At 69.9% G+C, this 13,329-nt stretch carries 8 protein-coding genes and 1 pseudogene; 7 read left to right on the top strand and 2 right to left on the bottom strand.

Features of this window, described 5'->3' with window-relative positions; all coding sequences use genetic code 11:
• Nucleotides 1-5: 5 nt before the first annotated feature.
• On the bottom strand, nucleotides 6-1,415 hold the full coding sequence (locus CYFUS_RS01820) for a deoxyribodipyrimidine photo-lyase (RefSeq protein WP_095983644.1): 1,410 nt from the start codon (nucleotides 1,413-1,415) through the stop codon (nucleotides 6-8).
• 83 nt (nucleotides 1,416-1,498) lie between these two features.
• On the opposite strand from CYFUS_RS01820, the gene CYFUS_RS01815 reads away from it, so the two are divergent.
• The 7 genes and pseudogenes from CYFUS_RS01815 to CYFUS_RS01785 all read left to right on the top strand — a co-directional run bounded on the left by CYFUS_RS01815 (nucleotide 1,499) and on the right by CYFUS_RS01785 (nucleotide 12,493).
• Nucleotides 1,499-1,942: a hypothetical protein gene (locus CYFUS_RS01815; RefSeq protein ID WP_020918301.1), complete on the top strand. Its 444-nt coding sequence runs from the start codon at nucleotides 1,499-1,501 to the stop codon at nucleotides 1,940-1,942.
• A gap of 88 nt (nucleotides 1,943-2,030) precedes the next feature.
• Nucleotides 2,031-3,374, top strand: a complete 1,344-nt coding sequence (locus tag CYFUS_RS01810; RefSeq protein WP_095983643.1) for a GDSL-type esterase/lipase family protein — start codon at nucleotides 2,031-2,033, stop codon at nucleotides 3,372-3,374.
• On the top strand, nucleotides 3,371-5,335 hold the full coding sequence (locus CYFUS_RS01805) for a serine hydrolase domain-containing protein (protein ID WP_095983642.1): 1,965 nt from the start codon (nucleotides 3,371-3,373) through the stop codon (nucleotides 5,333-5,335). The genes CYFUS_RS01810 and CYFUS_RS01805 overlap by 4 nt, the downstream gene beginning before the upstream one ends.
• Before the next feature lie 84 nt (nucleotides 5,336-5,419).
• Nucleotides 5,420-6,325, top strand: a pseudogene (locus tag CYFUS_RS52235) (serine/threonine protein kinase); the annotation flags it as partial.
• Nucleotides 6,326-6,966: 641 nt separating this feature from the next.
• Nucleotides 6,967-7,539 carry an imm11 family protein gene (locus tag CYFUS_RS01795; protein ID WP_095983640.1) on the top strand — a complete coding sequence of 191 codons (573 nt, stop codon included), beginning with the start codon at nucleotides 6,967-6,969 and terminating at the stop codon, nucleotides 7,537-7,539.
• A gap of 227 nt (nucleotides 7,540-7,766) precedes the next feature.
• A complete protein-coding gene (locus tag CYFUS_RS01790; protein WP_095983639.1) occupies nucleotides 7,767-10,229 on the top strand; it encodes an acylase in 2,463 nt (820 codons plus the stop codon).
• Between the two features lie 269 nt (nucleotides 10,230-10,498).
• The gene (locus CYFUS_RS01785; protein ID WP_095983638.1) at nucleotides 10,499-12,493 is read left to right on the top strand and encodes a serine/threonine-protein kinase; all 1,995 of its coding nucleotides are present in this window, start codon (nucleotides 10,499-10,501) and stop codon (nucleotides 12,491-12,493) included.
• Nucleotides 12,494-12,562: 69 nt separating this feature from the next.
• Here CYFUS_RS01785 and CYFUS_RS01780 read toward each other — a convergent pair whose 3' ends face one another.
• On the bottom strand, nucleotides 12,563-13,189 hold the full coding sequence (locus CYFUS_RS01780; RefSeq protein WP_095983637.1) for a hypothetical protein: 627 nt from the start codon (nucleotides 13,187-13,189) through the stop codon (nucleotides 12,563-12,565).
• Nucleotides 13,190-13,329: the final 140 nt, after the last annotated feature.

Here is a 13,329-nt window from a genome sequence, read left to right as displayed (position 1 = left end):
GCACCTCAGTCCCCGTCGAAGCGGACTCCGGCCGCCTTCGCCTCGGCCACACGGGCGTCCACCTCGCGGACATAGGCGTCCATGTCCGCCTTGCGCTCCAGGCCACCCGCGGACATGTACCGCACGGTGCCGAAGATCTCCCGCCGACCCCAGGGCCGGTCATGCAGGCCGAACACCCAGCCCACGTTGGTGTAGGAGTTCGCGTCACGCCCATCCAGGAAGTAGGTGTTGTTGAGAGTGAGCAGCGTGCGGTACGCGTGCTCGGGGGTGCTGCTCCACTCGAGGACCTTCTTCCCCCAGTACATGCGCATCGCGTTGTGCATGTAGCCCGTGTAACGCATCTCCCGCATGGCGGCGTTCCAGTACGGGTCATGCGTCCGCGCCCGCTCGAGCTGCGCCAGGCCGTATTGGTGCTGCCGCTCGTCACCGCGGTGCTGGTGCAACGTCTCGCGCGCCCACTTGGGTAGACAGTCGTAGGTGTCGTAGTGGGGCGTGAACTCGCAGAAGTTCTGCGCCAGCTCGCGCCGGACGATGAGTTCCTCCAGGAAGCTCTCGCGCTGGGGGTCCGCCGCCTTCGCCGCACGCGCCGCGAGCGCCACCACCACCGGGCTCACCTGCCCGAAGTGCAGGTACTTGCTCATGTGCGACACGTGCCCGCTCTCCGGATGCGGCCGGCTCTCCTCGTACTCGGGCAGATGCTCGGTGACGAACGCACGCAACAGGCGGAGGGCCTCGCTCGTGCCTCCCCGGAAGCGGTGGTGGACGGGAGGCACGCCGCGCTCCAGCTTCAGCTTGCCGAGCAGCGCGTCCACGTCCTCCAGGTCCAGGCCCTTCACTCCCAGGCGCATCGAGTCCGTGCGGAGCGGCGTGGGCGCGAGCGGCACCAGGTAGGCGTCCCACGCCCGGTGGAGCTTCGGCCGCAGGGTGCGCGCGGCCCACTCGGCCTTGTTGGAGGCGATGTCCACGGGCACCACCACGTCGCCCTCCACCTGGAACACCGGACAGGTGGCCTTGTCCGCCAGCGTACGGCGCCACTGCTTCTGGTGACGCAGGTAGCCCCGGTCCGCCACCACGAGCGCCGCGCGCCGCGCGAGCTTCAACGCCACCGCCTCCGGACTGCCCCGCTGGACGACGAAGGGAATCTTCCGGCGCGCGAGCGCATGCGCCGTGTCACGCAACCCCTCCAGCAGGAAGCGGTAGTGGCGCGCGTTGGCCTCGGGGTAGTCATCCATGAGCCCGAAGCCCACGAGCAGCGGCAGCTTCGCCTCGTTGGCGCGCTGGACCGCGAACTCCAGCGCCGGGTTGTGCTCGGCCCGCGCGCTCTGCTGCATCCAATAGAGGACGTAGTCGCCCCCGCTGGACTCCCGGGTGTTGAGCCGTTGGATGCGTCCGGCCTCGATGCGTGTGTTCGCCATGGTCCTCTTCCTCGCCCCGCCACGGCCATCGACCCACAAAACCCCCCGGAGGAAAAGCGTTCCGCGCGCTAGACTGCCGCGGCATGGCTCGCCGCAAACAAGCCGATGAAACCACCCTCCGCGTGCGCAACCTGATCGCCCTGGATGCCGCGGGCCTCATGCGGCGACTCGAGGCGCGCCGCGGCGAGATGTTCGTCCTCTTCTCGCGCCTGCGCAGCCGCGAGCCCATGCTCCAGACGCTCGCCACACGCTACACCAGCGCCACCTTCCAGGAGCTCGTGCACCTGCCCGTGCGCGAGCAGTCCGTCGTGGACCACTTCTACGAGTGCCTCGACACGATGCGTTGGTACTTCACCTACACCGAGGACATGCCCAGCACCGCCCAACAGACCTTCACCACCCTGCACCGCCGCCTGGAGGAGGCCCACCGCAAGCTCGTCGCCACGCTCGGCCCGCCCGCCTCGCCAGATGGGGTCACCGTGGTCGAGGGCGAGGTGCTGCGCCGCGAGGACAAGGCCCTCCCCTGAAGGGCGGGGAAGCAGGCGACACCCGAGGCCCCGCGCCCTGGCCGCTTCCTGTGTCGGCCCGGGGCTTTCGTCTAGAGTTCGCGCCCGAATGATCGACGCATCCCGTGACCAGCGGTGGAGGCTCCTCCCGCTCGTCCCCCTTCTCGTGGGCGTGCTCGCCTGGGCGCCCGCGCTGCCCAAGCCCTCGCCCCGCGCGCTCCAACTGGCCGCGCTCGGCAAGAAGCTCGGCACCCGGCCGCCGCGGCTGGAGAACCCCTGCGTCACCCCGGCGGACGGCACCTGCGAGCGCACCGCCCTCGCCCCCTTCTTCGAGTCGCTCAACGCCCTCGCCACGGGCACCGCCTCCGCCCCCACCGTCATCGCCGCGTTCGGCAACTCGCTCATCGCCGGAGACCGCATCGTCGACATCCTGCGCGAGGAGCTGCACGCCACCTTCGGCGACGCGGGCCGGGGCGTGCTGCTCGCGGATCGACTCGCGCCCTATGGGCCCCGCGTCCGCTCGGGCTTCGCCCAGGGAGGGTGGGAGCCGCGCACGCTCGGGGAGATGAAGCTCGCGGAGCTGCCCTTCGGCATCAGCGGCGTGTACCACCAGGCCGAGTCCAAGGCTCGGAGCCGCTTCGCGCTGGAGGGTGAGGCCCAGGCCACCCTGTGGTGGTTCGATGCGCCCGGCAGCGGCCCGCTGTACGTCCACGTCGATGGCCAGCCCCTCACCACCACCCTGCCCCTGGGCACCGGTGAGGCCCACTCCCTGCGCTTCCGGCTCCCCGAGGGCGCGCGCTCCCTGGAGCTGGTCGCCGAGGGCGGAGGCGCCGTGGTGCAGGGGCTCGTCCTGCAGCACTCCCGCCCCGGCATCGTGCTCGACACGCTGGGCGTGCCCTCCGCGGACGCGAACCTCTTCCTGCGCGCGCGCGAGGACCTCTTCCGCGCCCAGCTCGCCGAGCGCGCCCCGCGCCTGCTGCTCTTCATCCTCGGCGGCAACGAGGCCAAGCGCCTGGAGTGGCGCCGCTCGGAGCTCGACGAGGTCGAGGCGGGTCTGCGCACCCTGGTGCGCCGCTCGCGCGCCGCCGTGCCGGAGGCGGCCTGTCTCGTGGTCGGCCCCATCGACGCGGTGCGCGGAGGCACCGGCCCCCAGCGGCTCGTGCAGCGGCCCTTCCTGGACGAGGTCATCACCCTGGAGCGGAAGATCGCCCTCGGCGAGGGCTGTGCCTTCTTCGACATGTTCTCCGCCATGGGCGGCTCGGGCTCCATCTCGCGCTTCGCCCAGGCCGGGCTCGTCCACGACGACCTCGTCCACCCGCGAGGCAAGGGGTTGGACCTGCTCGGACAGCTCCTCACCGACGCGCTCCTGCACGCCTGGGTGGACGCGGGCACGGCCCCGGAGCGCCCTTCAGAGCAGCCCTCTTCAGAGCACACCACGGAGAGCCTCCCATGAAGAAGACGTTGCTCACCGCGCTGCTGCTGCTGAGCGTCCCGGCCCAGGCGGCTCCCCGCGTGGCCCCTCGCGTGGCCCGTGCGTCCGCCGAGCCCGCCGCCGAATCCATCCTTCCCCCGGCACCGCCCTTCTCCGAGGACATCCAACGCGCGCTGGATGAACTGGTGCGCGCCGAGCTCGCCCGCGGCCCCCACGCGGGGCTGTCGGTGGGCGTGCTGCACGAGGGCAAGCGCTGGACACGGGGCTATGGGTGGAGGGACCTGGCCCACCGGCTGCCCGCCACGCCCCGGACGACCTACCGGATGGCGTCCATCACCAAGTCCTTCACCGCCGTGGCCGTGCTCCAGCTCGCCCAGCAGGGCAAGCTCGGGCTCGACGCGGAGCTCCAGTCGCTCGTGCCGACCGTCCCTCCGAAGGAGTGGCCCGTCACCGTGCGCGAGCTGCTCGGACACCTGGGCGGCGTGCCGAACTACGACGGGCCCGAGGCATCCAACAACGTGCGCCACCTGGACACCGCGGGAGCCCTCGCGCTCTTCGTCCAGAAGCCCCTGGTGGCCGAGCCCGGCACGAAGTTCGTCTACACCACCTGGGGCTACAACCTGCTCGGCGCCGCCGTGGAGTCGGCCTCGGGCCAGGGCTATGGCGACTACCTGCGCGAGCACGTCTTCGAGCCCGCCGGCATGCGCCACGCGGCCATGGACGACTACCGCACGCGCGACCGGCAGCACGCCGTGGGCTACCGCCTGGAGAAGCGGCAGCTCCTGCCCTCGCAGTACCTGGATGTCTCCAGCCGCTTCGCCGGCGGAGGCACGCGCGCCTCGGTGGAGGATCTGCTCGCCTTCGGGCAGGCCATGCTCCAACACAAGCTCGTCACGGCGGACACCGCGCGCCTCATGCAGACGTCCATGAGCACCCGCGAGGGCCAGCTCACCGACTACGGCATGGGCTTCGCCACCTACCCGCTGCGCGGCCACTACACGGTGACGCACGCCGGCGGGCAGCCCGAGACGAGCACCCTGCTGGTGCTGCTCCCCGCCGAGGACGTCGTGCTCGCGCTCGCCACCAACCTGGAGAACGACGCGAAGCGGCTGCGGCGTGTGTCCAGCCGCATCCTCGAGACGCTACTGGAGGACGGGCAGGTACGCCGCGAGGCCGCGCTGGCCGACCCCGTGGATGCCGTGGTGCACGAGGGCCTCGCGCGGCTCTTCTCCTACGGGCTCGCCTACCACCAGTGGGCGACGCACGGGCCTGGCGTCCTCCCCGAGCCGGGTGACCTGAGCACGGCCTTCACCCAGATGGGCACGCTGCTCGACCGCGCGCGCATCTCCGAGAACCCCCAGGAGGCGATGGTGCGCGTACGCGCGGGCCATCAACCTCTCGCGGACTCGCTCCTCATCCGCGTGGGCGCGCACATGGCCCGCACGCTGGAGCAGGTGGAGGGAGCCCAGGCACTGCGCGACTACCCCCGGCGGGGCCCACTCGCCTTCTTCAACGCCTATGTCGCCGCGTGCGAGCGGGTGGACTGCCCCGCGCCGCTGCGCTTCACCGAGTCCCTGCGCGAGGACGCGCGGCGCTACGAGCAGGATTGGCGGCGCTCGCAGGTGCCCGAGTTGCTGCGCGTCCGACTGGACGAGGTGGCCCGCCCCGAGACGCTCTGGCCCACGTTGGAGGCGACCACGGCGGGCGTGTCGACCCACCCGGACTACGTGGAGGAGATGCTACAGATCGCCACGATCCAGGGCCGCGTGGGACGGCGCGAGCAGCAGCGGCGCTGGCTCGAGCGCGCCGTGGCCCTCCACCCGCGCTCGGACGAGGCCCGGCAGGCGCTCGCGAAGCTCTTGGGGCAGGACAAGCCGGTGCCCCGGAGCACCCCTCCCCGCGCGCCTCCGGTCGCGGGCTCCGTGGATCCCGTGCCGGACAACGCCGGGCGCCTGCCGAAGCGCGCCGCCCAGCAGGAGTAGTCCGGCGAGCCGGCGACGACAAGGCGCCACGGGACTGATATCCACGAGGCTTCTCCGCGGGAACGGAAACGAGGGACTCAGCGCGTGAAGCAGCAGGTCGGCAAGTACCAGCTCATCCGCAAGCTCGCCACGGGAGGCATGGCCGAGGTGTATCTCGCCAAGGCCGCCGGGCCCATGGGCTTCGAGAAGACCCTGGTGCTCAAGCGCATCCTGCCCCAGCTCGCCGAGGAGCCTTCCTTCGTGAAGATGTTCCTCTCCGAGGCGAAGCTCGCCGCCCGGCTCACCCATTCGCACATCGCGCAGATCTTCGACTTCGGCGAGGCGGACGGCGCGTACTTCCTCGCCATGGAGTACATCGACGGGCCCAGCGTCGGCGAGCTCATCAAGAAGGCCGCACAGCGACAGCAGGCACTGCCGTTCACCCTGTGCGCCCGCATCATCTCCCACGCCTGCGAGGGGCTCGCCTTCGCCCACGGATTCAAGGATCCAGAGACGCGGAGGCCCCTGCACCTCATCCACCGGGACGTCAGTCCGGACAACCTGCTGCTGTCGCACCAGGGCGAGGTGAAGGTGGTGGACTTCGGCATCGCCAAGGCCGCCGGGCAGAACCACCAGACACAGGTGGGGCTCATCCGGGGCAAGCTCGCGTACATGGCGCCCGAGCAGCTCCGGGGAGAGACCCTGGACCGGCGCGCGGACGTGTACGCGCTCGGGGTGGTGCTCTATGAGCTGCTCACGGGACACCGGCCCTACGAGACGAAGGCCCGGGCCGATCTCATGCGCGCCATTCTCCAGGACCCGCCCACCCCCGCGGTGACATTCCGGCCCGATCTCCCCGAGCCCCTGCGGCGCATCCTCGACCAGGCGCTCGCTCGAGACCCCGGGCTGCGCTACCAGGACTGTGTCGCCTTCCAGGCGGACCTGGAGGAGTTCATCGTCGAGTCCGGCAAGCCGGTGACGGCGCAGCACCTCGCCCAGCTCATCACCCAGCTCGACGCCGAGCCCGAACTGCCGCAGTACCCCCGGCTCGACACCGCGGTCCACCCCAGGCCCGCCCCCGAGATTCCAGGGCTCGTGCCGCGCCCCGGCGCGACGGCTGGCGACGCACTCCCGGAACTCCCTCCCCTGCCCACGGGGATCCACGAGCCCGGCCCCCGGGTCGCCCTGGGAGAGGACTCGACGAACGAGACGATGGTCGCGCCCCGGACCCAGGAGACACGGGCCCCCGAGGAGCCTTTCGGAGAGGCCCCCGTGCACAGCCGCCCGGTGATTCCCCCCGCGCCCTTGTCCCTGAAGGTCCGCTCCGCCGCGAGAGCCGTCGCTGAGGCCCACACTCCTCCGAGACGAATCCGCCCGTGGATGCTGGCGCTGGCGGCGGTCGCGCTGCTCGTGGTCGTGGAGCTGATCCTCTGGTGGGCGACGCTTCCTTCCTGACATCAGATGATATCGCGTATCTCGGCACTGGCTCCGTGTGGAACCTTGGACAGGGATTCCCGCGACTCATCGAGGAATCGAAGAACGCCCCTACCCTTTCGGATTGGTTGAAGAGTTGGTGAAGGCTGCGCAATACCTCACAACAGAGGGTACCAGGCTGCGTAAACTCATCACGAAGAGTCCAAAAGGGCGACATCATGGAACGGCGCTTCTTTGATCTGAATATCGACGTCTACGTACCGGGGCGTTGGTATCTCACTGAGCCAACGAATCTGGCTGGGCAGGAGGTCCCTGACATCTGGGAGTTCATCACCGGGAGGCCAGTCGCGCCCCCTGGACCTCTTCGAGTCCCCCTTTCCCGTCCTGGCAAACCGCTAGACTTCGATAAAACGACAGTTGCCGGAACGCCTATTGTCAGCGCACGGGTTTCGTCTGTGTTCCAGGAGATGGCATCCCGGGACGTCCAACTCTTCCCAGTCGAGGTGCAGGGGCAGGCCGAAACCTTCTTCTTGCTGAATGTCGCGCAGACGGTTCGGTGTATCGACGACGCGGCATGCGAGGAAGTGCAACTCTACACTCCAGCGGATGGGCGGCTGGATCGAGTGGGCGAATACCACTCCGTTTCCGGCCTGCGTATAGACAAGACGAAGGTGGGTGATGCTCGCGTGTTCCGGCTCTGGGGCTGGCACCCGCCGATCATCGTCGAAGGGGAGATCAAGGAAGCGCTGGAGCGAACCGGCATCGTGGGTGGGCGGTTCGACGAGGTCTGATGTAAAGAAACGGGGTCGCACGGCCTGGTACACCGCGACGCGTCGTGCAAGGCGCATTCACGAGCGGGCACCTCACCACGAGTGTGTGGGGGCGGCTGGCGTGCCGGCGTACGGATGACAGCAGGTCGTGTACACTCGCGCGCCGGTCCATTCGCAAACCGGGCACCGGGCCGGTCAGGTGTTCGCCGCGTGGACTGATGTGCCATCCCCCTTCATCTGGTTGCTCCATGTCCGAAACGAACCGCTTCACCCCCCGCGCCACGCGCTGGCTCTCCGTGTTGGCCCTGCTGCTCGCCACAGGCTGCGAGGAAATCCCGCCCGAGCCCCCGCCCGAGCCCGAACCCCAGCAGCCGCCAGCCCCCCGCTACCAGGCGACCATCTATCGCACCGAATATGGCGTGCCCCACATCCGCGCCGACAACCTGGCCAGCGTGGCCTTTGGTCAGGGCTATGCCTTCGCCCAGGACCAGGCGTGTGGCCTCGCGGAAGCCGTGCTCCGGCTGCGCGGCGAACAGGCGCGCTACCGGGGTGCGGAGTTCGTCGGCATCGACATCGCCCACCGGTTGCTGGATCCGCTGGGCCGGGCCGAGCTGCTGCTGCCCCAGCAACCGCAGCCCGTGCGGGAGCTGCTCGGTGGCTTCGTGGCCGGCTACAACCACTACCTGGCGCGCGTGGGTCCGGCGAACGTGCCGGGCTGGTGCCACGGCGCGCCGTGGGTCGCTCCCATCACCGAGACGGAGTTGATGGCGCATCACCTGACGCTGGGGATGCTCGCCAGCGGCCTCCAGCTCCTGCCCGGCATCGCCGCCGCGCAGCCGCCCGGCACCACCACCCCGAGCCAGACTCCGCCCCCGGCCCTCGACTCCCTGGCGCTCACCAAGGGCAAGGACTTCGGCAGCAATGGCTGGGCCCTGGGACGCGAGCGCACGCAGAGCGGCCGCGGCATGCTCGTCGCCAACCCGCACTTCCCCTGGGAGGGTGAGCTGCGGCTGTGGGAGAGCCACCTGAGCGTCCCGGGCACGCTCGATGTCTACGGCGCCTCGCTGCTGGGCGTTCCGGGCATCCTCATCGGCTTCAACCCGAACGTGGCGTGGACCCACACCTTCTCCTCGGGCCAGCGCTTCAACCTCTACCTGCTGCCGCTCGTGCCCGGCAAGCCCACCCGCTACTACTACGGCAACGAGGAGCGCGAGATGGTCGCCAAGACCATCACCGTGAAGGTGCAGCAGCCGGACGGCTCGCTCGTGGACGTGACGCGCACCACCTACAGCAGCCACTACGGCCCCATCCTCTCCCTCGAGGGGCTCGAGTGGAACCCGCAGTTCGCCATCTCCTACCGGGATGCCAACCGCGACAATGGCTCGATGGTGGCGCAGTACCTGGCCATGGCCCAGGCCGACTCGCTGCAAGCGCTCCAGCAGGCCCACGCCACCTATCAAAGCCTGCCCTGGGTCAACACCATGAGCGTGGATCGCCAGGGCCACACCTGGTTCACGGACTCGTCGCGCACGCCCAACCTCAGCGCCGAGTCCCTCACCCGCTGGCAGCAGCAGGTGAGCGCGGGCAACACCCCGGCGGCGCTCGTCTACCAGAGCACGGGCGCGGTGCTGCTGGATGGCTCGGATCCCTCCAACGAGTGGCTCGTCGAGGCCGGCGCCGCCCAGCCCGGAGTCATTCCCTTCGCGCGCTCGCCCCAGTTGTCGCGCGACGACTTCGTCTTCAACTCCAATGACAGCCATTGGCTCACCAACCCGGCGGTCCCGCTGGAAGGCTTCTCCCCACTGCAGGGCATCGAGCGCACGGCCCAGGCGCCGCGCACGCGCATGAACCTCACGCTGCTCACCGAGGTGCGCGAGGGAGGTGCCTCGGGCGCGGATGGGAAGTTCACCCAGCCGGAGCTGAAGGAGGCCATCCTCGGCAATCGCGCCTTCACCGCGGAGCTGCTGCGCGAGGAGCTCGCCGCCCGCTGCCAGGCCCATCCCTCGGCCACCGTCGAGGGCCAGACCGTGGACCTGACGCGCGCCTGCGCCACGCTGGCCGGCTGGGAGGGGCGCTTCGACCTGGGCAGCACCGGCGCGGTGCTCTGGCGCGAGTTCCTCGGCACCTTCTCCTTCTCGCAGACGCTCGACGCCGGGGCGCTGTTCGCCACGCCGTTCGATCCGGCCCACCCCCTCACCACCCCCGCGGGGCTGCGGCCCGCGCCCGCCACCGGGGAGGATCCGCTCCTCACGCGGCTGGGCCGGGCGGTGCGCATCCTGGAGAAGGCGAACCTCGCGCTCGACGTGCCGCTCGGCCGGGTGCAGAACGCTCCGCGCGGAGGCAGGCGCATCCCCCTCCACGGAGGCCATGACATCGAGGGGACGGCGAACATCGTCGGCCGCAACGGCTCCATGCTGTCGCAGGAACCCCGGGCCCCCCAGGGCACGGTGATCAACCGCTCGACGGGCCTGACCACCGAGGGCTACGTCGTCAGCCTGGGCACCAGCTTCCTCATGGCCCTGGAGTACACCGAGAACGGCGTGCACGCCGAGGGCCTGCTCTCGTATGGCGAGTCCGAGAACTCCCAGTCGCCCCACTACAGCGACCAGACGGAGCTCTTCCTCGCGAAGCGGTGGCGCCCGATGCGCACCGACTGGCAGGACATCATCGACCACGCGGGCTCGAGCGTCGAGACCATCTCCCTGCCGTAGCAGCCTCCTTCCCCGGCCGCGCCGGCCCTGGAATGCCCCCCAACGGGGCGTCCCGGCCGGCGCGGACCCGGGAGGGAGTCCCGAAGGGTCTGGAAGTGGAGGAAACACGGCACAGGAGCCCCCGCCCCACCGCCCTCCGCTCCAGCCGGAAAACGACAAGAGCGGCGCCGCCTGCTATTCATTCGTCCCATCCGCACGCGGCACGGACGACACTCCGTGATGCTCCGCGGGCCGCCAGACCGGATGTGGCGGAGGGGAGTGCGCTCGTGATGCAACAGGTTGGCAAGTACCAGTTGGTCCGCAAGCTCGCCACGGGCGGCATGGCCGAGGTGTACCTCGCCAAGGCCGCGGGTCCGCGAGGCTTCGAGAAGACCCTGGTGCTCAAGCGCATCCTGCCCCACCTGGCCGAGGAGCCCACCTTCGTGGAGATGTTCCTCTCCGAGGCCATGCTCGCCGCCCGGCTCACGCACCCGCACATCGTGCAGATCTTCGACTTCGGCGAGGCGGACGGCGCGTACTTCCTCGCCATGGAGTACATCGACGGGCCCAGCCTGCGCACGCTCATCAAGCGCGCCGCGGCCCAGGGCCTGCCGCTGCCCACCACGCTGTGCGCGCGCATGGTCTCCCACGCGTGCGAGGGACTCGCCTTCGCCCACGACTTCATCGACCCGGACACGGGCAAGCCCCTGGGGCTCATCCACCGCGACATCAGCCCGGACAACATCCTGCTGACGCGGCAGGGGGCGGCGAAGGTGGTGGACTTCGGCATCGCCAAGGCGGCGGACCAGGGGCACCGCACGGCCAGCGGCGTCATCAAGGGGAAGATCTCGTACATGCCGCCCGAGCAACTGCGCGCCGAGGAGCTGGACCGGCGCGTGGACGTGTACGCGCTCGGGGTGGTGCTCTACGAGCTGCTCACGGCGCGCAAGCCCCACCAGTCGACCTCCGATGTCGGCCTGATGCAATCCATCCTCTTCGAGCCCGCGGTGCCCGTGACCACGCACCGGCCGGACCTGCCCGAGGCCCTGCGCCACATCCTCTCCCGGGCGCTCTCGAAGGAGCGCGAACAGCGCTATCCGGACTGCCTCGCGTTCCAGTCGGACCTGGAGGACTACATCCTCTCGGCGGGCAAGCCCGTGACGGCGCAGCAGGTGGCCCAGCTCATCACCCAGGTCTTGAGCACTGAACTGCCCTCGGTTCCACTGGCCACCCCGACCCCGAATGGGCCCCAGGCGCCCGGCACGCCGACCCACACGCCCCACCCCGCCCGGCTGGGCCTCGACCACGACACCTCCGACATCGAGCCCACGATGCAGTCGCCCCGGTCCATCCCCACCCGGATGGAGACTCCCCGGCCGAGTTCCCTCGAGGCGTCCCTGCTCGCGGCCATCACGCCGCCCTCGGAGCACCTGCCCTCCGGGACGAGGATCCACGCGGCGGCCCCCGCGCCGGTGACCGCGAAGCAGGCGCCCGATTCCCAGACGACGAAGGTCCAGACCCCCCGCCCGCTGCGCTCCCCGGTGCAGCCGCTCCCGGTGGCGAAGCCCTCCGCATCCAAGGCAGTGGAGGCACGGCGGGAGACGGCGCCCGACAAGTCCCACGGGGCGGGCCGATGGGTCCTGGGAGTGTGCGTGGCCGCGCTGCTGCTCGGCGGAGGGGGCGTCCTGCTCGTGAAGACGAGCTCCGCTCCCGAGCGGCAGGGGCCGCCCGCCGTGGCCTCGCGTCCCGAAGTCCCCCCCGCTGCGGAAACGACGCCTCCGCGACAGGCCGAGCCCCCGACGGAGTCACCCGGTGCCGGGAACAACCCAGCACCGGCCGTGGCGGAGGCCCCACCCGCTGGAACCCAGGATGCACCGGCCGAGCAGCGCCCCACCCCTCCCCCCGAACCCCAGGTGGCCGCGCCTCCCGAGGAGCAAGCGAAGCTCGTGAGCCCGGAGCCGGAGGCGGAGCCCACTCCCGCGACTCCGGAGCCGATCGCGGAGAAGACAGTCCCCGCCCCCGCGAAGCCAGCGGCGCAGGACCCCAAGCGCGCCGCGCCTCGCGCGAAGTCCACCGCGAAGGGCATCCTGGAGCTCCGCATCCGACCCTACGCCGTCGTCTACGTGGACGGGAAGAAGGTGGGGGAAACGCCCCTGGCGCCCCTCGAACTGCCCGCGGGGCGCCACAACGTGAGGCTCGTCAACGAGGAGTCCGGGGAGAAGAAGTTCGAGGTCGAGATCGAACCCAACAAGCCCTATCTCCTCAAGTTCAACTTCCTCGATTAGGCCGCTCGAGCGGAGCCAGTGCCCCTCATGGGGAGCACACCTTCACTCGACGCCGAGGTCCGCTCTCGTCTAGGGCTGCGAGGAGACGTTCCTCGGAGAAGTAGAGACCGGCGGCGCGGCGGACTCCACGGAGACAGGCGTCCGCGCCTCCGGCACGGCTGGAACGGTGCGCTTCTCCGAGATGGGAGCGGCCCCCGCCTCGCCATCCGCCTGAACGAGATCGTCCTCCTCCTCCTCCTCGGTCTCCTCCTCCTCTTCCGCGGACTCCTCATCCTCGAGAGCCGGTTTACTCGGAGCCGGAGGAACAACCGTCTTCCCGACGACCTCCAGCCGGATGGCCTCGAAGAAGAGAGCAACCTTGGGGGCAACGTCCTCGGGAAGATCCACGTCGGGCCGCATCAAGAGTGCTTCACGGAACGCCGCCCGTGAAGGAGCCAGGAGACCCATCTCACACAAGATGACCCCCTCATACAGCGACAGCGTCACCTCGCCCTCCACGCTCCGAGGCAGACGCCGTGCTCCCTGGATCGTGGCGAAAGCCTGCTCATACTCGAGTTTCTCGTAGAGCTGGCTGATCTTGAGGACGGCGTCCCAGATTCTGTCGTCCTCCTCCGCGTGACCTACCGCGGGGGGCAGCACGACCAGGGCAAGACATGGAAATCCAACCAGAAAGGACTTCCAGAAGGAGTGGCGCATGTGGGGTGACCTCGTTTTCTCAACCTAAGCACACGGCATGAGTTGCGCTCAAGTAGAGAAATCGGGTGCCAGCAGATGTTGCAAGGGAAAACAGGTAATGGCCGCCAGACACGAGCACGGCCACGAAGCAGGGCAAACAC

It is taken from the genome of Cystobacter fuscus, assembly GCF_002305875.1.
Lineage (GTDB): Bacteria > Myxococcota > Myxococcia > Myxococcales > Myxococcaceae > Cystobacter > Cystobacter fuscus_A.
The sequence above is the reverse complement of the archived record's forward strand: the minus strand, read 5'-3'. Positions and strand labels throughout refer to the sequence as shown.

What these genes read in the sequence shown, in the direction of transcription:
- CYFUS_RS01805 (WP_095983642.1), top strand. Translation starts at nt 3,371, where the DNA reads ATGAAGAAGACGTTGCTCACCGCGCTGCTGCTGCTGAGCGTCCCGGCC.
- CYFUS_RS01790 (WP_095983639.1), top strand. Translation starts at nt 7,767, where the DNA reads ATGTCCGAAACGAACCGCTTCACCCCCCGCGCCACGCGCTGGCTCTCC.
- CYFUS_RS01810 (WP_095983643.1), top strand. Translation starts at nt 2,031, where the DNA reads ATGATCGACGCATCCCGTGACCAGCGGTGGAGGCTCCTCCCGCTCGTC.
- CYFUS_RS01820 (WP_095983644.1), bottom strand. Translation starts at nt 1,415, where the DNA reads ATGGCGAACACACGCATCGAGGCCGGACGCATCCAACGGCTCAACACC.
- CYFUS_RS01780 (WP_095983637.1), bottom strand. Translation starts at nt 13,189, where the DNA reads ATGCGCCACTCCTTCTGGAAGTCCTTTCTGGTTGGATTTCCATGTCTT.
- CYFUS_RS01815 (WP_020918301.1), top strand. Translation starts at nt 1,499, where the DNA reads ATGGCTCGCCGCAAACAAGCCGATGAAACCACCCTCCGCGTGCGCAAC.
- CYFUS_RS01795 (WP_095983640.1), top strand. Translation starts at nt 6,967, where the DNA reads ATGGAACGGCGCTTCTTTGATCTGAATATCGACGTCTACGTACCGGGG.
- CYFUS_RS01785 (WP_095983638.1), top strand. Translation starts at nt 10,499, where the DNA reads ATGCAACAGGTTGGCAAGTACCAGTTGGTCCGCAAGCTCGCCACGGGC.